The sequence below is a fragment of the Subtercola boreus genome (assembly GCF_006716115.1).
GTDB classification, from domain to species: Bacteria; Actinomycetota; Actinomycetes; order Actinomycetales; family Microbacteriaceae; genus Subtercola; species Subtercola boreus.
The window spans coordinates 3,140,906-3,161,788 of the sequence record NZ_VFOO01000001.1; the positions used below are offsets into that span (position 1 = coordinate 3,140,906).

Annotated in this window: 18 protein-coding genes and 2 tRNA genes; 5 read left to right on the plus strand and 15 right to left on the minus strand. The window is 64.1% G+C overall.

Annotated elements, in window-relative coordinates; translation table 11 throughout:
- Position 1 precedes the first annotated feature (1 nt).
- From FB464_RS14580 to pknB, 3 genes are all read left to right on the plus strand, one after another.
- Positions 2–1,456 carry a peptidoglycan D,D-transpeptidase FtsI family protein gene (locus FB464_RS14580; RefSeq protein ID WP_116413209.1) on the plus strand — a complete coding sequence of 485 codons (1,455 nt, stop codon included), beginning with the start codon at positions 2–4 and terminating at the stop codon, positions 1,454–1,456.
- A complete protein-coding gene (locus FB464_RS14585; protein ID WP_116413208.1) occupies positions 1,453–3,279 on the plus strand; it encodes a serine/threonine-protein kinase in 1,827 nt (608 codons plus the stop codon). Before FB464_RS14580 ends, FB464_RS14585 begins: the two co-directional genes overlap by 4 nt.
- 123 nt (positions 3,280–3,402) lie before the next feature.
- Positions 3,403–5,148, plus strand: a complete 1,746-nt coding sequence (pknB, locus tag FB464_RS14590; protein WP_116413207.1) for a Stk1 family PASTA domain-containing Ser/Thr kinase — start codon at positions 3,403–3,405, stop codon at positions 5,146–5,148.
- 47 nt (positions 5,149–5,195) lie between these two features.
- Here pknB and FB464_RS14595 read toward each other — a convergent pair whose 3' ends face one another.
- Genes FB464_RS14595 through FB464_RS14600 form a run of 3 tightly spaced genes read right to left on the minus strand, consistent with a single transcriptional unit; the run spans position 5,196 to position 6,888 of the window.
- Entirely contained in the window at positions 5,196–5,834 is a 639-nt protein-coding gene (locus FB464_RS14595) for an anthranilate synthase component II (RefSeq protein WP_116413206.1), read from the minus strand.
- Positions 5,831–5,992, minus strand: coding sequence for a hypothetical protein (locus FB464_RS19885; protein WP_170151821.1), 162 nt, complete (start codon positions 5,990–5,992; stop codon positions 5,831–5,833). Before FB464_RS19885 ends, FB464_RS14595 begins: the two co-directional genes overlap by 4 nt.
- Positions 5,993–5,994: 2 nt before the next feature.
- Positions 5,995–6,888 carry a class E sortase gene (locus FB464_RS14600; protein WP_246093078.1) on the minus strand — a complete coding sequence of 298 codons (894 nt, stop codon included), beginning with the start codon at positions 6,886–6,888 and terminating at the stop codon, positions 5,995–5,997.
- 106 nt (positions 6,889–6,994) lie between these two features.
- Between FB464_RS14600 and FB464_RS14605 the strand changes: the two genes are divergently transcribed.
- Positions 6,995–7,234, plus strand: a complete 240-nt coding sequence (locus FB464_RS14605) for a cell division protein CrgA (protein ID WP_116413204.1) — start codon at positions 6,995–6,997, stop codon at positions 7,232–7,234.
- Positions 7,235–7,340: 106 nt separating this feature from the next.
- On the opposite strand, the gene FB464_RS14610 is transcribed toward FB464_RS14605, so the two are convergent.
- Positions 7,341–8,225, minus strand: coding sequence for a rhomboid family intramembrane serine protease (locus FB464_RS14610; protein ID WP_116413203.1), 885 nt, complete (start codon positions 8,223–8,225; stop codon positions 7,341–7,343).
- A gap of 44 nt (positions 8,226–8,269) precedes the next feature.
- On the minus strand, positions 8,270–8,809 hold the full coding sequence (locus FB464_RS14615; protein ID WP_116413202.1) for a peptidylprolyl isomerase: 540 nt from the start codon (positions 8,807–8,809) through the stop codon (positions 8,270–8,272).
- Between the two features lie 141 nt (positions 8,810–8,950).
- Here FB464_RS14615 and FB464_RS14620 point away from each other — a divergent pair, with 141 nt between their 5' ends.
- A complete protein-coding gene (locus FB464_RS14620; RefSeq protein WP_116413201.1) occupies positions 8,951–9,478 on the plus strand; it encodes a hypothetical protein in 528 nt (175 codons plus the stop codon).
- Positions 9,479–9,621: 143 nt separating this feature from the next.
- Here FB464_RS14620 and FB464_RS14625 read toward each other — a convergent pair.
- The 10 genes from FB464_RS14625 to dnaA all read right to left on the minus strand — a co-directional run bounded on the left by FB464_RS14625 (position 9,622) and on the right by dnaA (position 20,605).
- Positions 9,622–9,694, minus strand: a tRNA-Ala gene (locus FB464_RS14625).
- A 12-nt stretch (positions 9,695–9,706) separates the two neighbouring features.
- Positions 9,707–9,780 (minus strand) — tRNA-Ile (locus FB464_RS14630).
- Between the two features lie 63 nt (positions 9,781–9,843).
- The gene (locus FB464_RS14635) at positions 9,844–10,254 is read right to left on the minus strand and encodes a DUF3566 domain-containing protein (RefSeq protein WP_116413200.1); all 411 of its coding nucleotides are present in this window, start codon (positions 10,252–10,254) and stop codon (positions 9,844–9,846) included.
- A gap of 4 nt (positions 10,255–10,258) precedes the next feature.
- Positions 10,259–12,778: a DNA gyrase subunit A gene (gene gyrA / locus FB464_RS14640; protein ID WP_116416385.1), complete on the minus strand. Its 2,520-nt coding sequence runs from the start codon at positions 12,776–12,778 to the stop codon at positions 10,259–10,261.
- A gap of 114 nt (positions 12,779–12,892) precedes the next feature.
- Positions 12,893–14,854, minus strand: a complete 1,962-nt coding sequence (gene gyrB, locus FB464_RS14645) for a DNA topoisomerase (ATP-hydrolyzing) subunit B (protein ID WP_116413199.1) — start codon at positions 14,852–14,854, stop codon at positions 12,893–12,895.
- A gap of 120 nt (positions 14,855–14,974) precedes the next feature.
- The gene (locus FB464_RS14650) at positions 14,975–15,529 is read right to left on the minus strand and encodes a DciA family protein (RefSeq protein ID WP_116413198.1); all 555 of its coding nucleotides are present in this window, start codon (positions 15,527–15,529) and stop codon (positions 14,975–14,977) included.
- Complete coding sequence (recF, locus tag FB464_RS14655; protein ID WP_116413197.1) at positions 15,522–16,718, minus strand: DNA replication/repair protein RecF; 1,197 nt, start codon at positions 16,716–16,718, stop codon at positions 15,522–15,524. Before recF ends, FB464_RS14650 begins: the two co-directional genes overlap by 8 nt.
- 58 nt (positions 16,719–16,776) lie before the next feature.
- Positions 16,777–17,664: a phosphogluconate dehydrogenase (NAD(+)-dependent, decarboxylating) gene (gene gnd, locus FB464_RS14660; RefSeq protein ID WP_116413196.1), complete on the minus strand. Its 888-nt coding sequence runs from the start codon at positions 17,662–17,664 to the stop codon at positions 16,777–16,779.
- A gap of 11 nt (positions 17,665–17,675) precedes the next feature.
- Entirely contained in the window at positions 17,676–18,821 is a 1,146-nt protein-coding gene (gene dnaN / locus FB464_RS14665; RefSeq protein ID WP_116413195.1) for a DNA polymerase III subunit beta, read from the minus strand.
- A gap of 353 nt (positions 18,822–19,174) precedes the next feature.
- Positions 19,175–20,605: a chromosomal replication initiator protein DnaA gene (dnaA, locus tag FB464_RS14670; RefSeq protein WP_116413194.1), complete on the minus strand. Its 1,431-nt coding sequence runs from the start codon at positions 20,603–20,605 to the stop codon at positions 19,175–19,177.
- Between the last annotated feature and the right edge of the window lie 278 nt (positions 20,606–20,883).

Genomic DNA, 20,883 nt, shown 5'->3' on the forward strand with positions numbered 1-20,883 from the left:
CATGAACCGTGAGCTCAAACGCGTCACCATCGTCATCCTGGCGATGTTCGCCGCCCTCTTCCTGTCGGTGACCACCATCCAGTTCTTCTCGGCGGACACCCTGGCCGGCGACTCGCGGAACGCCCGCACCATCAACAACAGCTACTCGAACCAGCGCGGCGCGATCCTGGTCGACGGGCAGCCCATCGCCCAGAGCGTGCCCTCTGCAGACCAGTACAAGTACCAGCGCACCTACACGAACGGTGCCCTCTACAGTGCGATCACGGGCTACTACACCCTCGACCAGGGTTCCAGTGGAATAGAGGACGCCCTCGACGAAGAACTCAGCGGCACCTCCGGATCGCAGTTCCTCAGCCAGCTGAACAACATCGTGACCGGCCAGAATCCGCAGGGCGCGTCGGTCGAGCTGACGATCGACCCGAAGGTGCAGCAGGCCGCCTACGACGCTCTCGGCGACCAGCAGGGCGCCGTGGTCGCCGTGGAACCGAAGACCGGGCGCATCCTCGCCATGGTCTCGAAGCCCGACTACGACCCCAACGTGCTCGCGGTGCACGACTCCGCGGCGGTCATCCAGCAGTACCAGGCCCTCCTCGACGACTCCGGCAATCCGCTCATCAACCGCACGCTCGGGGGCGACCTGGACCCGCCCGGTTCGACGTTCAAGATCGTCACCTCTTCAGCGGCACTGCAGAACGCCGGTCTCACCGCAGACCACCAGCTGCCGAACCCGGCGCGGTACCAGCTGCCCGGCAGCACCAACACCGTGCAGAACGCCGGTGGCGGCACCTGCGGCGCCGGAGACACGGTGAGCATCAAGACGGCGTTCGTGCTCTCCTGCAACATCCCGATGGCCGAACTCGGCGTCGAGATGGGCGAGAAGGGCCTCACCGACATGGCCAAGGCCTACGGCTACAACACCGGCTTCGACTCACCGATCCCGGTCGAGGCGAGCCAGTTCCCGGCGATCGCCGACGACGCCGGCCTCGCGCTCTCGTCGTTCGGCCAGGCCAGCGTGCGGGCCTCTCCGATGCAGATCGTCGAGCAGTCGATGGCCGTCGCAAACGGCGGAACCATCATGCAGCCGAACCTGGTGGACGACATCCGGGCCCCCGACCTGACGGTGCTGAAGCAGTTCGAGCCGAAGACGCTCGCCCAGCCCATCACGTCGGTAACAGCTTCGACACTTTCCTCATGGATGGTCGAGGCTGTCAATTCCGGCGCAGCGACTAATGCAAGAATAGATGGAGTCAGTGTGGCCGGTAAGACGGGAACAGCGGAAAACGGGACGGGCGATCCGTACACCCTCTGGTTCACAGGTTTCGCTCCTGCAGACAACCCACAGGTTGCAGTTGCAGTAGTGGTACAAAATGGCGGCGGACTAGGCGAATCCGGCTCTGGCAACGAAGTTGCTGCTCCGATCGCCAAAAAAGTACTTGAGGCGGTGCTGAACAAATGAGACCCACAGCAGGGCTCACCTTCGGGGGAAGGTACGAGCTGTCCACGCGTATTGCGATCGGTGGTATGGGCGAGGTCTGGCAGGCGACCGACCTCGTCATCGGCCGGAACGTCGCCATCAAGATCCTGAAAGACGAGTACCTCGGCGACCCGGGTTTCCTCGAGCGTTTCCGCGCTGAGGCGCGCCACGCGGCCCTCGTGAACCACGAGGGCATCGCGAACGTCTTCGACTACGGCGAAGAGGAGGGCAGCGCCTACCTCGTCATGGAGCTCGTTCCGGGCGAAGCGCTGTCGGTCATCCTCGAGCGGGAGCACGTGCTCTCGACCGACCGGGTGCTCGACATCATCGCGCAGACGGCCTCGGCCCTCCAGGCAGCCCACAACGCAGGCCTCGTGCACCGTGACATCAAACCCGGCAACCTCCTCATCACACCCGACGGCCGGGTGAAGATCACCGACTTCGGAATCGCCCGGATCGCCGACCAGGTTCCGCTCACCGCGACCGGCCAGGTCATGGGAACCGTGCAGTACCTCTCGCCCGAACAGGCGAGCGGCCAGTCGGCCTCGTCGACCACCGACATCTACTCGCTCGGCATCGTCGCCTACGAGTCCCTCGCCGGAAAACGTCCCTTCACCGGCGAGTCGCAGGTTGCCATCGCCATGGCGCAGATCAACGATGCACCGCCGCCCCTGCCCGCGACGATCGCGGAGCCTGTGCGGAACCTCGTGCTCAGCTGCATCGCGAAGAAGCCCGCCGACCGACCCGCCTCCTGCGCTGCTCTCGCCCGCGCGGCGACAGCCCTCCGGCAGGGAGATGTCGCGCTGGCGGCCGCCGCCGTGCCCGCTGTGATCGGCAGCGGCTCCGTCCCGGCCGACACCGCGACCATGCTCATGCCGACGGCCGGCAACGCCGCGGCTGATCCCACCCAGGCCACGACGGTGCTCGGAACCGCCGGTGCTGCAGGCGCCGGCGCCGCGTTCGGCTCGCTCGTGGGCGGTCCGACCAACGGATCCGGCGTGCCGGGCGGCCCCGGAACGGCATCCCTCGCGACCGCCGCAGGCGACGAGGAGCCGGCAAAGAAGTCCCGGAGCCCGTGGACCTGGCCCCTCATCGTGCTCATCATCATCCTCGTCCTGGTTCTCGGCGGCACCATCTACGCCCTCACCACCAGCAACAACTCCGGCAACCAGGTTCCGTCGACAGGCACGACGACTCCGTCGACCTCGGCGACTCCCAGTTCGCCCCCGCCGACGACGCCGACCCCGACGGCCACCTCGAACACGGTGGTCGTGAACGACGCCGATCTCAAGGGCAAGACCTTCGACGCGGCTGCCGCCGTGCTCTCCGCCCAGGGTCTCGGAGCCGAGCGCATCACCAAGAACGCGGCACCGAGCCCCGACCTCGTCGATGTCGTCTACACCGTGAGCCCCGTCGGCAACATCGCCAAGGGTACGACGATCGGCCTCACCGTCTATGGCGAGACCGTCGCACCCGCCACACCGACCTCGACCCCGACGGCGACCCCGTCGTCTGTCGCCGCCGGCGCGCAGTTCCAGGTCAAGTGGGGGGCGTACACCTGCCCGACCGGTGCGAACCTCACGAGCTACAACCTGAACGCGGGCGATGCGACGGTCGACATCGCACCGGGCACGAACCCGGCTGCGACCCTCACCGCTCCGGACACGGCCGGAACGATCAGCATCTCCTACACGGTCACCTGCACGTCTTCGACCGCACCGTCGGCGGCATCGCCTGCGGTGTCGGTCACCGTGAAGGCCTCCCCGTCGACGCCGACGCCGACTCCGACTCCCACCGACGGATAGAGCCCACCGTGAAGCTGCTTTCCAGCCGTTGGCTCCCCGCCCGCGCAGCCCCCACCCCCGCCCCTTCTTCCGCCACCTGACCCCCGACACTGGCTTCCCGCCAGCAGAGCATGGAGCCTCACCGTGACCGATGACAATCGCCTTCTCGCCGGGCGATACCGCATTGGTGAGATCATCGGTCGCGGCGGCATGTCGAACGTGTACGTCGGCCGCGACGAACGCCTCGGCCGTCCGGTAGCGATCAAGCTCCTCAAGTCTTCGCTGGCCGGTGACCCGATCTTCCGCACGCGTTTCCGCCAGGAGGCGCAGGCCGCCTCCCGTATGGCGCACCCCACCATCGTTCGGGTGTTCGACGCCGGCGAGGAGCGTGTCGCCGAGGCGGGCGGCAGCGAAGCCATCGTGCCGTTCATCGTGATGGAGTACGTGCAGGGCATCCTGCTGAAAGACCTCATCCGGCAGGGCCCGGTCGATCCGGCCGAGGCTGTGCGCATCACCGACGGCATCCTCACGGCCCTCGAGTACTCGCACCGCGCCGGTGTCGTGCACCGCGACATCAAGCCCGGCAACATCATGCTCACCAACTCGGGCCAGGTGAAGGTGATGGACTTCGGCATCGCCCGGGCCATCTCCGACTCCTCCGCCACGGTCGCGCAGACCACCGCGATCCTCGGCACAGCCCAGTACTTCTCACCCGAGCAGGCGCGGGGCGAATCGGTGGATGCCCGCACCGACCTCTACTCGACCGGCATCGTGCTCTTCGAACTGCTCACCGGTCGTGCGCCGTTCCGGGGCGAGACCCCCGTGGCTGTCGCCTACCAGCACGTCAGCGAGGCACCGGTCGCACCGAGCTCCATCAATCCGAAGGTCTCACCGGCGCTCGACCAGGTGGTCGCCCACTCCCTGGCGAAGGATCGCTTCGCCCGCTTCCAGAGTGCCGCAGACTTCAAGGTCGACCTGCAGATCGCGGGTGCCGGCAAGATCCCCTCGAAGCGCCTGCCGCGGGAGGATTTCCAGTCCTCGCTCTTCGGTGCACCCCCCACGCTGACCTCGGGGTCGGATGTTGCACTGACCCAGCTCGCCGGAGACGACGAGTATGCGGTGCGCACCCAGTCCCGCCCGCCGGTGATCTGGATCTGGGCCGGCATTGCGAGCGTCGCAGTGATCCTGATCGCGATCCTGTTCTGGGTGTTCACTCTCAAGGAGACGAACATCGTCCCGGATGCCTCCCGGGTCATCCCGGTCACCGCCGGCCAGACCTACGACGGTGCGAACGCGACTCTCCAGCAACTTGACCTCGTGACGCAACGCTACGACGTCAACGACCCGACCGTTCCGGTGGGCGAGGTCGTGCGCACGGACCCCGGCGCGGGAACAGTGGTCCAGCCGAAGACCCTCATCAGCGTTTACGTCTCGCTGGGTCCGAAGCCTGTCGCCATGCCGAGTGTGGTCGGCAGCTCTGTCGCCGCGGCGACGCCGACGATCACGGCACTCGGCATGAAGATCGGCGCCACCACCAAGGAGAACTCGGCCACGGTCGCAGCCGATGTCATCATCAGCACCACCCCGGCCGCCGGTGCGCAGAGTTTTGCGGGCGACACCGTGAACTTCGTCGTCTCGAACGGCCTCGTCACGGTGCCGAACGTGGTGAACGTGCCGCTCGACCAGGCCACGGTGGCCCTCCGCGCAATCAACTACACCGTCAACACCACCAATGACGACACCTGCCCCACCAGCGGGCAGAACCCGGTCACAAATCAGTCCATCCCAGCGGGAGACGGCGCCCAGGCCGCGGAGATCACGCTCACCTACTGCACCGGGGCCGTCGTTCCCCCGACGACACCGACGCCCACGCCGACAGCCACCCCCTAGGGCTGACCGGCGCGCGAGACTGACGCCTCCGGCTGTCGTCTGTAGGCTCAGCCGATGCGAACGAGCGGGCTCAGCCCGTCGGCGGCCGCCTGCGCCGAGGGGAGTCCGGCCACCGCGAGCCAGTTCGCGAGCATCCGGTAGCCGCCCTCTGTCAGAACGGATTCGGGGTGGAACTGCACTCCGAAGACCGGGGCGTTCGCGTGGCGGAGCCCCATGATGACCCCGCCCTCGGTGCGGGAGGTCACCACGAGCACCTCTGGGACCGTACCGTCGACGACCGCCAGTGAGTGGTAGCGGGTGGCAAGGAAGTTCTGGTCGACCCCCTCGTAGAACGGGCTCGCGTCGTGCACGATCACGGACGTCTTGCCGTGCATCAGCTCTTCGGCATTCGTCACCGTGGCACCCATCGCCTCGGCGATCGCCTGGTGACCGAGGCACACGCCGAGCAGCGGTGTCGAGGATGCGATGGCGGCATGCACGACCGCGATCGACACACCGGCGTCTGCCGGCTTGCCGGGGCCGGGCGAGATGAGCACGGCGTCGTAACGCTCGAGCGCGGCTGCCGCATCCTCGATCGAGAACGCGTCATTCCGAACGACTGTCGTCTCGGCGCCCAGCTGGTGCAGGTAGCCGTTCAGCGTGTAGACGAAGCTGTCGTAGTTGTCGATGACGAGCACGTGGGTCATGGGTTAACCGTAACCGGTTGGCTAGGCGTCAGCAGCCCGTCGACGAAGGGGAAGACCCAGGTGGAGAGGGCGAAGAGGATGATTGCCAGAGCGACGACCAGGATCAGGATGCGCAGCCAGACCGGCCCGGGGAGCACCCGCCAGAGGGAGACGTACATGCTCAGGCCCCCTTTCCGGTGAGGCCCGCGATTTCGGCGGGGGCGCCCGCGCTCCGCGGGGTGAACGAGTCGAGCACACCGTAGGCGATGATCCGCTCCGAAGCTATGTAGAGAGGATTGCAGCTCGTCAGGGTGATGAGCCGGTCGGTCGGTGCGGCATCCGGAACCTGGGGCACCGCACTCAGTACGTCGACACCTTCAGGGGTGACGTACTCGGTGTCGCGGTAGCGGTAGGTGTACCAGCCGTCCTGGGTCTCGACGTAGATCGGGTCGCCGATCTTCAGTTCGTTGATCTTGATGAACGGACTGCCCCAGCCGTCACGGTGGGCCGCGATCGCGAAGTTGCCCATGGCACCCGGCATCGCGCTCTGTTCGTAATGACCGGCGCCGCCCGCGTTCAGCACCGCCTTCGCGTCCACACCCTCGGCGATCGTGCGCTTGTAGTCCGCCCCGAAGCGCGGAACGTAGAGCACCGCGAACTGTTTGGTCTCAGCGGGTGCCGCCATCACGACGGGGGCGGCACCGTTCGAGCCGTCCGCGGGCGCGGCGCCCGTTGCCGGGGCGGCAGGGTCGGTGCTGCCTGGAGAGACAGGGCCGACCGGCGAGGCATTCCACTGTTGGGATAACCCCGACGCCTCGTTCGTCTGCGCACTGTTCAGCGCGATGCCCTGGATCCAGAGCTGCCAGCCGAGGAAGAGGAACACCAGCACACCTGCGGTGATCAGAAGCTCACCGGCTACGCCGATGACGCCACGGACGATCGACTTCGAGCCCCGTCGATTGTCACGGGGACGCCTGTCGCCGGGCCGACCCTCGCCGGCCTCGGCAGGCACGGCAGATCGGCCGGTGTCCTGGGGTTCCGGCTCGTCCGGATAAAGTGAGAATATGTCTGTCACGCCGGCCATCTTAGGAGAAGTGGATCGCGGGATGCTGAATCCTTCCCCAGCGTATCAAGGGCCCCCATACTGCAGGCCGCCAGTATTCCCAGCTAGAATCATCGGCATGGCCCGCGAAAAGACCCGTTCCCAGCAAGTCGTTCAGCGAACGAGCGATGAGTCGAGCCCGAACCCGGTGTGGTTCAAGCCGGTGATGTTCGGCTTCATGCTGCTCGGCCTGACCTGGATCATCGTGTTCTACGTGAGCCAGGGTGTTCTGCCCGTTCCCGGCCTCGGCAGCTGGAACATCCTCATCGGCTTCGGGATCGCCTTCATCGGCTTCCTGATGACCACGCGCTGGCGCTAGTCGATCCTCGGCGCTAATTACACGGGTGTAATTATCCCCAGTGTTAATAACCCTGTGGATAACTCGTCTCTTTCCACAGCTGAGTGCACAGGGCCTTGTGTATAACTCAGACTAAAGATCGCACGAGCGTCGCCGCAACGATGACGACGAAGACGGCGGCGGTGAGCAGGATCTGCGCTGGCTGCAACTGCCGCTTCCGCGTCTCGATGTAGATCAGCCCCACCAGGCCGCCCGCGATCAGTCCGCCGACGTGGGCCTGCCACGAGATACCCGGAACCAGAAAACCAATCGCCAGATTCAGCACGACGAGCACAAGCAGCTGTGACGTGTTGCCGCCGAGCTTCCGGGCGATGATGAAGAAGGCCGCCATCAGGCCGAAGATCGCACCCGATGCGCCAATGACCGGCTGTCCCGCGTCGTTGAGAAGATCGACGGACAGCGCGCCGCCCACCGTCGAGATGATGTAGAGAGCAAGGAACCGCCACCGCCCGATCATCGGTTCGAGGATCCGGCCGAAGATGTACAGCGAATACATGTTGAAGAGGATGTGCAGGATCGAGAACGGCGCGTTGATCGAGAACGGGGTGTGCACCAGCGCATAGGTGAGCATGCGCCACGGTTCGAAGCCGAATGCATAGCCGGGGTCCGGCTGCACGTAGGCACCGGCGAACTGCAGGGCGCCCGTGACGCCGAGTCCGGGGATGGCCTGCAGGATGAACACGAAGACCGTGACGGCGATGATCGCGTACGTCACCACGGGTGTTCCGGATGATCGGCCGGCCGATCTCACAGCCCTCACGAACGCGGGGCGTCGCTTGTACTCGCCGCCCTGCCTGGCATTCCGGGCACAGTCGACACAGTGCACACCGACCGCCGCCTGCACCGAGCACTCCGGGCAGACCGTCTTGCCGCAGCGCTGGCAGAGGATGTAACTCTGCCGGTCGGGGTGGCGGTAGCAGACGTTCGACGACGTCTCGGGAACGGATGTCACAGCGAGACCGTCACGGCGCTTCGCCGGCTTCGATCCTTCGTCACTTACGCGTCAGCGACCTCGACGCTCTCGATGACGATGGCGTCGAGAGGGCGGTCGTAGGAATCCGTGGCCACCGCTGCGAGCTTGTCGACGATACGACGCGACGAGTCGTCGGCCACCTCGCCGAAGATCGTGTGCTTGCCCTGGAGCCACGTGGTGGCACCGACGGTGATGAAGAACTGGGAGCCGTTCGTTCCCTGCCCGCCCTGGATGCCGGCGTTGGCCATCGCGAGGATGTAGGGCTGCGTGAAGTCGAGGTCGGGGCTGATCTCGTCGTTGAACCGGTAGCCGGGGCCGCCGGTGCCGTTGCCGAGCGGGTCGCCACCCTGGATCATGAAGCCCGGGATGATGCGGTGGAAGATGCTGCCGTCGTAGAGCTTGGCGGTCGTGGCCGTTCCCGTCTTCGGGTCGGTCCATTCCCGCGAGCCCTCAGCGAGCCCGACGAAGTTCTTGACAGTCTGTGGAGCGTGGTTGCCGAAGAGGTTGACGGTGATGTCGCCGAGGTTCGTGTGGAGGGTCGCGACGTGGGTGTGCTTGGCCATGGCTCAATTCTCACACATGGGCTGGCGCACACAGTCAAGGGTCAGCGTAAAGTCGGATGATAGTCAGGTCGCGATGTCGGGCCGGACTCCATTGCGTGGCAAGATTGTCCCGACCGCGTTCTCAGCCTATGGAGGTTTCTGATGAGTCTCACCCGTAAACGCCAGAAGGCGCTCAAAAATCTGCGTTCGAGTGCAGACAAGCTCTGGAACGACCAGCAGGAAATTCTGGATCGTGCCAACCACGTCGCTCGCGAGGCGAAGCTTCAGCTCGGTGAGCTGACGAAGGAGGAGGTCGTTCCTCGCGTGCGCACTGCCACCAAGAGCGCCTCCGACACGATCGCCCAGTCGACGGCTCACAGCCTCGCCTCGGTCAAGGTCGCAAGCGACCAGGCCAAGAAGCGTTTCAACTCCGATGTGCTCCCCGCGATCGGCGGCGGGCTCGCTTCCGCTGCGGGCGCGGTCGGCCTGAGCGACAACAAGACCGTCAGGAGTGCCATCGCCAAGGTGAGCCCGAAGGCTGCGAAGAAATCGTCGCATGCCGGCACCTATGTCGCGCTCGTCACCGGCGCGGTCGCCCTCGTCGGTATCGGCTACGCCGTCTGGCAGACTTTCCGGGCCGACGACGAGCTCTGGATCAGCGAAGACGAGATCGACACCCCCTCCGCCTGATCTTCACAAAGAAAGGCCCGGCCACCGTAAGGTGCCGGGCCTTTCTCGTGCGCACGATGGCACAAAGAGAAAATGACCGACTTCTCGTCGGTCATTTTCAGCGTTCGCCCGGCAGGGACGGGCGAAGCCAGCATGTATTCGAGTGGAGCCTAGGAGAATCGAACTCCTGACCTCCTGCTTGCAAAGCAGGCGCTCTACCAATTGAGCTAAGGCCCCGGATGGATCGGGTGGGGGTACCGGGATTTGAACCTGGGACCTCTTCATTATCAGTGAAGCGCTCTAACCAACTGAGCTATACCCCCGTTTGGGCTGTCACGCCTCCCGGGACTTTCCGGGAAACGCAACTTTACGATCTTACCCAAAACCTACTTGTTTGTGAAACCGAGCATCACTCCGCCGGTGATCTTGACCGTCAGGTTGTACAGAACGGCTGCGATTGCCCCGAGGGCGGTGATGACGATCACGTCGAGAATCGCCACGATGATCGCGAATCCCATGACCTGGCCCAGGGACGCGAACTGGTTGATGTCGAAGCCACTCGCGGTTCCGGCGATCTCTGTCAGCACCTTGTTGATCGAGTCGAAGACTCCGGTCTGGTTGAGCAGCGACCAGATCAGGAATGTCGCCACGACGGTCACGATACCGAGGATGATCGACCAGAGGAACGACAGCTTCAGGATCGACCAGAAGTCGACGTAGACCAGGCGCAGGCGCACCTGCTTGGCCTGGGCGGGGCGTGATGATTTCTTGGCGAGCTTCTCGGCCACATTACTCATGGGTCTAGCTTTCCTCTCCAGCATCCGCGGCTTCGCCTGTCGGTTCTTCCGCCGCTTCCGCGTCGGTGGTCTCCTCCAGAACAACGGTGCGTTCGGTGTTCTTGGCCAACGCGATGATCCGATCGTCTTCAGCGAATCGTGCGAAGACAACACCCATGGTGTCTCGGCCCTTGGCCGGGACTTCGGCCACGGAGGAGCGTACCACCTTGCCGCTGGCAAGAACCACCAAGACCTCGTCTTCCTCGTCGACGATCAGGGACCCGGCCAGGTCGCCTCGCGCTTCCTGCAGTTTCGCCACCTTGATGCCGAGACCGCCCCTGCCCTGCAGGCGGTACTGGTCGACCGAGGTGCGTTTGGCGTAGCCGCCCTCTGTCACCACGAAGACGAATCCGTTGTCGGAGACCACCGAGGCGTCGAGCAGGTAGTCGTCGTCACGGAACTTCATGCCGATCACTCCCGCCGTCGAGCGTCCCATCGGCCGGAGCGCGTCGTTCGAGGCGGTGAACCGGATGCTCATGCCCTTCTTCGACACGAGCAGAACATCGCTCGTCTCTTCCACGAGCAGCGCCGAGACCAGTTCGTCGCCTTCACGGAGGTTGATCGCGATGATCCCCCCGGAGCGGTTCGTGTCGTATTCGCTGAGCGCCGTCTTCTTGAGCAGACCGTCACGCGTGGCGAGCGTGAGGTACGTCGCCGTCTTGTAGTCCCTGATGTCGAGGATCTGCGCGATCTGCTCGTCCGGCGCCAACGCGAGAAGGTTGGCCACGTGCTGGCCCTTCGCGTCCCGCCCGGCCTCCTGCAGCTCATACGCCTTCGCGCGGTAGACCCGCCCGGTGTTGGTGAAGAACAGCAGCCAGTGGTGGGTCGTGGTCACGAAGAAGTGGTCGACGACGTCATCCGCCCGCAGCTGGGCGCCCTTGACGCCCTTGCCGCCGCGGTGTTGGCTGCGATAGTTGTCGCTCCGGGTGCGCTTGATGTAGCCGCCTCGGGTGACCGTGACCACCATCTCCTCTTCGGGGATGAGGTCTTCCATGTTCATGTCGCCGTCGAAGCCGAACATGATCTCGGTGCGCCGGTCGTCGCCGAACTTCGTCGCGATGTCGGTGACCTCTTCGATGATGATCTCGCGCTGGCGTTCCGGGCTGCCGAGGATGACGTGGAAACCGTCGATCTCGACCTGCAGGTCGGCTGCCTCGTCGACGATCTTCTGTCGTTCGAGAGCTGCCAGGCGCCGAAGCTGCATCGTGAGGATGGCGTCGGCCTGGATCTCGTCCACGTCGAGCAGCTCCATCAGCCCCGAACGCGCATCGTCGACGGTCGGCGAACGGCGGATCAGCGCGATGACCTCGTCGAGAGCATCCAGAGCCTTCAGGTACCCGCGCAGGATGTGCATGCGCTCTTCGGCCCGGCGCAGACGGAACTGCGTGCGCCGCACGATCACGTCGATCTGGTGGGCGACCCACTCGGTGATGAACCCGTCGATCGGCAGCGTGCGCGGGATGCCGTCGACGATCGCCAGCATGTTGGCGCCGAAGTTCTCCTGCAGCGAGGTGTGCTTGTAGAGGTTGTTCAGCACCACCTTCGCCACGGCGTCGCGCTTCAGCACGATGACGAGGCGCTGTCCGGTTCGACCCGACGTCTCGTCGCGGATGTCGGCGATTCCGCCGATCTTGCCGTCTTTCACGAGTTCGGCGATCTTGATCGCGAGGTTGTCGGGGTTCACCTGGTAGGGCAGCTCGGTGACCACGAGGCAGGTGCGACCCTGCAGCTCCTCGACGTTCACGACTGCACGCATCGTGATCGAACCGCGACCGGTGCGGTAGGCGTCGTGGATGCCCTTGACACCGAGGATCTGGGCGCCCGTCGGGAAGTCGGGCCCCTTGATGCGCTGGATCAATGCGTCCTGCAGTTCTTCGCGCGTCGCGTCCGGGTTCTCGAGGTACCAGACGGCACCGGAGACCACTTCACGCAGGTTGTGCGGCGGGATGTTCGTGGCCATGCCGACCGCGATGCCGACCGACCCGTTCACCAGCAGGTTCGGGAACCTCGACGGCAGAACGACGGGCTCGAGCGTACGGCCGTCGTAGTTGTCCTGGAAGTCGACGGTCTCCTCTTGGATGTCGCGCACCATCTCGAGCGCAAGCGGAGCCATCTTCGTCTCTGTGTACCGGGGGGCGGCAGCGCCGTCGTTGCCGGCCGAACCGAAGTTGCCCTGGCCGAGGGCCAGCGGATAGCGGAGGCTCCACGGCTGGATCAGACGCACCAGCGCGTCGTAGATCGAGGTGTCGCCGTGCGGGTGGAACTGACCCATCACCTCGCCGACCACGCGGGCCGACTTCGAGAATGCGCGATCGGGCCGGTAGCCTCCGTCGTACATCGCGTAGATCACGCGGCGGTGCACCGGCTTCAGTCCGTCGCGCACATCGGGCAGCGCACGCCCGACGATGACGCTCATCGCATAGTCGAGATACGAACGCTGCATCTCGAGCTGCAGGTCGACCTGCTCGATGCGGTCGGTCGTCATGCCGCGCGAATCGGGTGCGATGGAGTCGGCAGGTACGCCCGGGTCGCTCGTGGGAGTTTCGTCAGTCATAGGTCTCTTCGATCAGTTGGAAGGTAGACAGCGGTCGAGGGAGCGTCAGATGTCGAGGAAACGAACGTCTTTGGCATTCTTCTGGATGAAGTTGCGTCGGGACTCGACATCTTCGCCCATCAGGGTCGAGAAGATCTCGTCGGCCGCCGCGGCGTCATCGAGGGTGATCTGGCGGAGGGTGCGCGTCTCAGGGTCCATCGTGGTGTCCCAGAGTTCGCGGTAGTCCATCTCACCGAGACCCTTGTACCGCTGGATCGCGTTCTCTTTCGGGATGCGCTTTCCCGCCGCCTGGCCATGGGTGAGCAACGCGTCGCGCTCCGCGTCGGAGTACACGTACTCGTGCGGCGCATTCGACCATTTGAGACGGTAGAGCGGCGGCATCGCCAGGTAGACGTAACCGAGTTCGATCAGCGGACGCATGTACCGGAACACCAGCGTGAGCAGCAGGGTCGTGATGTGCTGACCGTCGACGTCGGCATCCGCCATCAGAACGATCTTGTGGTACCTGGCCTTGTCGGGGTTGAAGTCCTCACCGATGCCCGCGCCGAACGCGGTGATCATCGCCTGCACCTCGTTGTTGCCGAGGGCCCGATCCAGTCGCGCCTTCTCGACGTTCAGGATCTTGCCGCGGAGGGGCAGGATCGCCTGGGTCTCGGGATTGCGGCCCTGGATCGCGGACCCGCCGGCCGAGTCACCCTCGACGATGAAGATCTCGCTCTTGACGGGGTCACGGCTCGAGCAGTCCTTGAGCTTGCCCGGCATACCGCCGCCCTCGAGGAGGCCTTTGCGCCTGGTCTGCTCGCGTGCCTTGCGAGCGGCCATCCGCGCCTGTGAGGCCTGGATGGCCTTCCGAATGATCTCGCGCGCCTCGGTCGGCTTGCGGTCGAACCAATCGGCGAGTTCCTTGCCTGCCACGCGCTGCACGAAGGCCTTGGCCTCGGTGTTGCCGAGCTTGGTCTTCGTCTGGCCCTCGAACTGCGGTTCGGCGAGCTTGATGGAGACGACTGCGGTCAGACCCTCACGGACGTCGTCACCCGTCAGGTTCTCGTCTTTCTCCTTCAGGATCTGCTTCTCGCGGGCGTACTTGTTCACCAACGAGGTCAGCGCAGCACGGAACCCCTCCTCGTGCGTTCCGCCCTCATGCGTGTTGATGGTGTTCGCATAGGTGTGCACACTCTCTGTGTACCCGTTGGTCCACTGCATGGCCACTTCGAGCGAGATCTTGCGATCGGGAGCTTCGCTCTCGAAGGAGATGACCTCCTCGTGCACCAGCTCGTTCTTCTTGGCCCGGTTGAGGTACTCGACGTAGTCGACGAGACCCTTCTCGTAGAGATAGCTGACGACGACGTCTTCGTCACCGCGCTGGTCGGTCAGGGTGAGGCGGAGCCCCTTGTTCAGGAAGGCCATCTGCTGGAATCGCGCTCGAAGGGTCTCGTAGTCGAACTCGACGGTCTCGAATGTCTCTCGGCTCGGCCAGAACGAGATCGTGGTTCCGGTCTCTGTCGATGTCTCGCCCTTCTCGAGCGGCGCCTGTGGGATCCCATGCTTGTAGCTCTGTCGGTAGACATGACCCTGGCGACGGACCTCGACATCCAATTCGGCAGAGAGCGCATTGACCACCGAGCTGCCCACCCCGTGCAGACCGCCTGAAACCGAATATCCGCCGCCGCCGAACTTGCCGCCAGCATGCAGGATCGTCAACACCACTTCGACGGTGGACTTGTTCTCGTGCTTGTTCAGGTCGACAGGGATGCCCCGGCCGTTGTCGACCACGCGCACCCCACCGTCTTTGAGGATGGTGATCAGGATGGTGTCGCAGTACCCGGCCAGCGCCTCGTCGACAGAGTTGTCGACGATCTCATAGACAAGGTGGTGGAGCCCCCGTGGACCGGTCGAACCGATGTACATTCCGGGACGTTTACGAACCGCTTCGAGGCCTTCGAGGATCTGGATGGCGTCGGCGCCGTATTCATCTTCGGAGTCGGCTTGGTCAAGTGGGGATGTCATGGATATATGGGCTCCAAAGCAGATTGGCAGACCCTTCATTCTACCAAAACAATGCTTCGCCCGGCGGCTTTGAAGCCCTTCTGGGGCGTTTATTTCTGCCCGGTGACCTGTTTTGCCTTGCTACCCGTAGGTATCGCGAGGGCCCCGCCCTGGAATTGATCTGGAGCCTCTTTTCCAGGACGGGGCGTCAGGGGCCAAAAACCGCACTGACTCGATTCCCGCCTCCGGGTACTCCTGGGCGATGCGTGTCATGATCATCGTTCGCATCAATCTCAACTGAGTTGCCCACGCCGTGGAATCGCATTGAACGCTCAGAACCTGGTCTGTAATTCCTACCGGTCGACTGTGCTCCGCGGTCTCCTCGCCGGCAATCTCCTTCCACGCCAGCATGAGGTCGGACTTGGCCAGGGAACCCGACCAGCCGAGTTCGTTGGTGAGGGCATCCATCACCGAACTGATGCCCTTCGGGTCGCGCCCCAGCCCATACGGAACGGTCTCACCCGTCGGCTGTCTACGCTGCCGCAGTCGCGTGCGACTCATCAGGCGGGAATCGCCGAAGACCTTCTTGAACCGGAGGTACACCGACTGCGACTCGTTCTCCGGAAGGGCGGAAGTCTCGGCGGAAGCCTCGACGGGCTTGTCGCTCGGCGTCTCGCCGCGGGTCTCCTCAGGCATCGGCCGGCTCGGAGACGATGGTTCCCGCAGAGATGTGAACCGTGTGTGCGGTGAGTTGCTCAGGAACATCCCCAAAGACGGCGGCGGTGATGAGCACCTGCTCGTAGTCGGCCACTGCAGCGGCCAGACGCGCACGCCTCGCCTTGTCGAGCTCGGCGAAGACGTCGTCGAGGATGACCACCGGATCCCCCAACGCCGAATCGGTGCGGAGCAGGTCGGCCGACGCGAGCTTCACGGCAAGTGCGAACGACCAGGATTCGCCGTGACTCGCGTAGCCCTTCGCGGGAAGACCGTTCAGCTCGAACAGGAGGTCGTCGCGATGGGGGCCGCAGAGCGTGATCCCCCGGTCGAGCTCCTGGCGGCGGAGGTCGGCGAGCGCCGTGCGGAACTGGATTTCGACATCGGCGCGACGGAAGGGTGAACCGAGTCGCTCTGCGGATGCGCCCGGCTGGTCATCCAACTCGTCATCCGACGAAGACGTCGACGACAGGGAGAGGATACTCAGTCGGCTGCTGATCTTCGGTGAGTGGTCCGACCCCGCCACAGCGAGGTAGGCCTTCTCGATGTAGGGCCGCAACTGGAAGACGAGGGCGTCGCGTTCGGCGATGAGTTCGGAACCGAGCACGACGAGCCGATCATCCCAGATCTCGAGCGTCGAGAGCTGGTTCGCCTTGACGCCCGAGTTGCGTGCCGACTTCAGAAGGGTGTTGCGCTGGCGGAGCACCCTGTCGTAGTCGGTCGCGACTCCAGCGAGCCGAGGGCTCCGCGCGAACAGCAGCTGGTCGATGAACCGGCGACGGCCGGACGGGTCGCCGCGCACGAGCGCCAGGTCTTCAGGCGCGAAGAGGACGCTCGAGAAGAACCTCGGAATCTCACGGATCTTCGTGACCGACCGGTTCACCTGCGCGCGATTCGCCTCAGAACGATTGATCTGAACCTCGACCAGCACCTCGCGGCCAGCGTGTTCGAGGCGGGCCCGGATGATCGCCGCCTGCTGCCCCATCCTGATCAGGGCCTGGTCGCTCGAGACCCGGTGCGAGCCGAGCGTGCTCAAGTAGCCGAGGGCCTCGACCAGGTTCGTCTTGCCCTGGCCGTTGCTGCCCACGAACAGGTTCGGACCTGCACCCAGCTCCAGTTCCGCCACGGAGTAGTTGCGGAAGTCGGAGAGACTGAGGTGTCGTACCTGCACGGAAAGCTCCGGGGGGAGTGGATGCCGCGCGCTGACGCGCGCGGTCTCGCTCCTCCGCTCAGTCGGCCTTCTTGACCGCGTGGCCACCGAACTGGTTGCGGAGGGCGGCGACGGCCTTCATCGACGGGGAATCCGCCTGGCGTGAGACGAACCGAGCAAAGATCGATGCGCTGATCGTCGGAACCGGCACCGCGTTCGCGAGGGCCTCCTCGATGGTCCAGCGACCTTCGCCGGAGTCCTCGACGTACCCTTCGATGTCCTCGAACTCGGGATCCTGTTCGAGGGCGAGAACCAGCAGCTCGAGGAGCCAGGAACGGACGACCGTGCCGCGCTGCCAGGCCTTGAAGGTGCCCGTGACATCTTTGATGATGTCCTTTTTGGTGTCGAGGAGTTCGTACCCCTCGGCATACGCCTGCATCAGGGCGTACTCGATGCCGTTGTGCACCATCTTGGCGTAGTGGCCGGCACCGACCTCACCGGCGTGCACGAAGCCCTCATCGCGCGGCCCCTCGGGGCGGAGCGCGTCGAAGATCGGCATGGCGCGGTCGACATCCTCCTTCTTGCCGCCGACCATCAGGCCGTAGCCGTTCTTCAGTCCCCAGATTCCGCCTGACACGCCCGCGTCGACGAAGCTGATGCCCTTCGGGGCGAGGAGCTCTGCGTGCTTGAAGTCTTCGGTGAAGCGGGAGTTGCCACCGTCGATGATGAGGTCGCCCTCGTCGAGCACACCGGCCAGGTCGTTGATGACCGAATCCGTGATCACGCCGGAGGGAACCATCACCCAGACGATGCGGGGTGCAGGCAGTGCTGCGGCGAGTGCAGCGAGGTCGGCGACGTCGCTCACGGCGGGATTGCGGTCGTAGCCCACGACGTCGATGTCCGCCGCGCGAAGACGCTCGCGCATGTTGTTGCCCATTTTGCCCAGGCCGATGAGTCCGAGGTTCATGATGTCTCCTCTTAGCGCAGAAGTAGGTTCGGTTGGAGCAGGTACTTGTAGTCGTCTGAACCGGGCTGGTCCTTCGATGACTGGCTCGTGATCAGAACCGGGCCCGGTTTGTTCGGGTTGTCGGTCTTGGTGAACGAGATGCGGACGTACTCGGAGTGCACGGCCCCCAGACCGTCGAGCAGGAACTGCGGCTTCAGCGAGACGACGGTGTCTGTGCCGGTGAGAAGAGCATCGATGGACTCGGAGGCCTGTGCCTGCTCGGAGCCGATCGCTTCGAGGGTTACACCGTCGATGGTGAACGTGAACCGAAGCGCAGCCTCCCGCTCGAGCACCAGGGAGACACGCCTCGTCGCCTCGATGAGGTCGGCGGTGTTGATGACCGCGTAGTTCTCGACCGATTCCGGGAAGAGACGCTTGACCGGCGGGAAGTTTCCCTTGATGAGCAGGGAGGTCACGGTCTTCTTGTCGGCTCTGAACGCGATGAGCTCACGGTCGTCGGTGTTCGTGATGGCGACGGAGATCGTGCCGCTGTTGCCGAAGGTCTTGCCGATCTCCTGGAGGGTCTTCGCCGGCACGAGTGCCGTGGCCGTCCCGATGTCGGAGGTTCCGGAATCCCAGTCGATGTTGCGCACCGCGACACGGTAGCGGTCGGTGGCCACCAGGGAGAGGCTGTTGTTCGAGATCTCGAGCTGCACGCCGGTGATGACAGGCGTGACATCGTCGCGCGACGCAGCGACGGCCACCTGGGCGATCGCCGCGGAGAAGTCGTCGGACTTCAACAGCCCGGACTGTTCTCCGACGACGGGAAGGCTGGGGTATTCCTCGACGGGCATGTTCAGCAGGGTGAACTTGGCCGAGCCGGCCGTGACGATGATGTGGGTGTCTTCGGTGTAGAAGCGCACCGGTGCGTTCGGCAGGCGGTTGGCGATGTCGGAGAGCAACCGGCCGGAGACGAGGACCCGACCGGGCTCTTCGACGTCGGCCGTGATCTGCGTCTGCGAGGAGACTTCGTAGTCGAACGACGACAGAGTGAGCCCGTCACCGCTGGCTTCGATCAGTACGCCGCTCAGGATCGGCAGGGTGGTTCGTTGCGGCAGCAGCTTGACGGCGAAGGATACGGCTTCGCTGAAAACGTCTCTGTTGGCTTGGAACTTCACTCTTCACCTCAGTTTGTACGTGTCTTGGTCGGTCAATGCTAGCCCGTGGAGGGGTGTTGCGTGTGCGCTCTGCCTGGGCCGCACGATCGGCGGTAGAAGTTGTTGGGCGGAATGATTAAAGGTTTAAAGATTAATCTTCTTAACCGACGTGGATATGTGGACAACTGCTTCGGATCACAGTATTCGACAGGGAACTACAACGGTGTGAGATGTAGAAACTCTGCGGAGAACTCTTGTCATTCGGCCAGTGTGGAGGAGTGGGCGAGTGACCCCATCCCACAACTCCCCACAGCCCGTCAACAATTCGGAGCGTGTTATGCACAGGGTTGTGCACAACATGTGGAAACTGGGTCTCAGATGCCCTTGTAGCGCTGGTTGTGCTTGATTCTGCTGCTGATCTCGGTGACCTGGTTGTAGATCGAACGCTTCTCGGTCATCAGCTTGCCGATCTTGTTGTTGGCGTACATGACCGTGGTGTGGTCACGTCCGCCGAAGAGCTGGCCGATCTTCGGGAGAGACAGGCTGGTCAGTTCCCGACAGAGGTACATGGCGATCTGGCGCGCTGTGGCGATGGCCTGCGAGCGGGAGGAGCCGTAGAGATCATCCACCGACAACTTGAAGTACTCGGCGGTGTGGCCGATGATGTCGACCGGCGCGATGACGTTGTCGTCGTCGAGGGTGATCAGGTCTTTGAGCACGGTCTGCACGAGCGAGAGGTCGACCGGGTTCCGGGTCAGACTCGCGTACGCCGTCACCCGGATCAGTGTGCCTTCGAGTTCCCGCACGTTGGAGGAGACCTTCGACGCCATGTACTCGAGGATCTCGTCGGGCACCTGGAGTCGCTCGCTCTGCGCCTTCTTGCGCAGGATGGCGATCCGGGTCTCGAGGTCGGGCGTCTGCACATCGGTGATGAGACCCCATTCGAACCGGGTACGCATCCGGTCCTCGAAGCCCGTCAGGTGCTTCGGAGGCAGGTCGCTGGTGATCACGACTTGTTTGTTGTGGTCATGCAGGGTGTTGAAGGTGTGGAAGAACGCTTCCTGCGTCTCCGCCTTCCCCTGCAGGAACTGGATGTCATCGATCAGAAGCAGATCGATGTCGCGGTAGCGCGAATGGAAGGCCGCACCGCGGTTGTTGGCGATGGAGTTGATGAAGTCGTTCGTGAATTCCTCAGAACTCACATATCGCACGCGAACGCCCGGGTAGAGGCTCATGGCGTAGTGGCCGATGGCATGGAGGAGGTGGGTCTTGCCGAGCCCCGAGTCGCCGTAGATGAAGAGCGGGTTGTAGGCCTTGGCGGGAGCCTCAGCCACGGCGACGGCCGCAGCGTGGGCGAAGCGGTTGGAGCCGCCGATCACGAAGTTGTCGAAACTGTACTTCGGGTTCAGCCGAGTGTCGTTGTTGCGGAGAGGGCCGACCGTCTCCTGCACAGGAGTCGTCTCGACGTATCCCGCGGGCGGCGTGGGGACGATCTCGATGACCTCGGCCTGCTGCAGGTAGTCGTTCCCGCTGATGTCGGGGTTCACGACCACGGCGAAGTTGTTGACACCGTAGGACTCATCCAGCCGGCCGAGAGCCGACAGGAGCGGGACGCGGATGCGTTGCTCGAGCATCCCTCTCGTCAGGTCGTTGGGGACCTCGAGGTAGAACGACCCGGCCATGATGCCCTTCGGCACCACCAGCCCCAGGAAACCGTGGAGTTGCGGCGTTATTCTCTCGTCAGTCGACAGAGCATCGAGGACGGTGCGCCAGTTGGCTTCCGGTGAACCGGGATCGTCGGCCATGGAACTCCTGTCGAAAGGGCTGAGTGAGTCCAAGCGGATGCCAGGGAGATCACATGAAGTGCGTGACCGATTCCCCAAGACCACTGTCACAAACCTAGGGATCTAAGCTAGTGACTGCACAGACGCAGATCAAGTTGATTGTGGGTCACCTCCGCGTGTCACTGCGGACCTCTGGTAATCGACTGTGGATAATTGGGCGTTTGCGCCGTTTGAGTTTGACCATTCGCATCTCAAGCCGTAGTTTTAATCAGTTGACTTGTGTGCAGCAGCACACCTTA

Bases quoted from the DNA above. Each gene is read 5' to 3' on its own strand.
- FB464_RS14580 (WP_116413209.1), top strand. From the start codon at position 2: ATGAACCGTGAGCTCAAACGCGTCACCATCGTCATCCTGGCGATGTTC.
- FB464_RS14585 (WP_116413208.1), top strand. From the start codon at position 1,453: ATGAGACCCACAGCAGGGCTCACCTTCGGGGGAAGGTACGAGCTGTCC.
- FB464_RS14595 (WP_116413206.1), bottom strand. From the start codon at position 5,834: ATGACCCACGTGCTCGTCATCGACAACTACGACAGCTTCGTCTACACG.
- FB464_RS19885 (WP_170151821.1), bottom strand. From the start codon at position 5,992: ATGTACGTCTCCCTCTGGCGGGTGCTCCCCGGGCCGGTCTGGCTGCGC.
- FB464_RS14605 (WP_116413204.1), top strand. From the start codon at position 6,995: ATGGCCCGCGAAAAGACCCGTTCCCAGCAAGTCGTTCAGCGAACGAGC.
- FB464_RS14615 (WP_116413202.1), bottom strand. From the start codon at position 8,809: ATGGCCAAGCACACCCACGTCGCGACCCTCCACACGAACCTCGGCGAC.
- FB464_RS14620 (WP_116413201.1), top strand. From the start codon at position 8,951: ATGAGTCTCACCCGTAAACGCCAGAAGGCGCTCAAAAATCTGCGTTCG.
- FB464_RS14635 (WP_116413200.1), bottom strand. From the start codon at position 10,254: ATGAGTAATGTGGCCGAGAAGCTCGCCAAGAAATCATCACGCCCCGCC.
- gyrA (WP_116416385.1), bottom strand. From the start codon at position 12,778: ATGACGACCGACCGCATCGAGCAGGTCGACCTGCAGCTCGAGATGCAG.
- gyrB (WP_116413199.1), bottom strand. From the start codon at position 14,854: ATGACATCCCCACTTGACCAAGCCGACTCCGAAGATGAATACGGCGCC.
- FB464_RS14650 (WP_116413198.1), bottom strand. From the start codon at position 15,529: ATGCCTGAGGAGACCCGCGGCGAGACGCCGAGCGACAAGCCCGTCGAG.
- gnd (WP_116413196.1), bottom strand. From the start codon at position 17,664: ATGAACCTCGGACTCATCGGCCTGGGCAAAATGGGCAACAACATGCGC.
- dnaA (WP_116413194.1), bottom strand. From the start codon at position 20,605: ATGGCCGACGATCCCGGTTCACCGGAAGCCAACTGGCGCACCGTCCTC.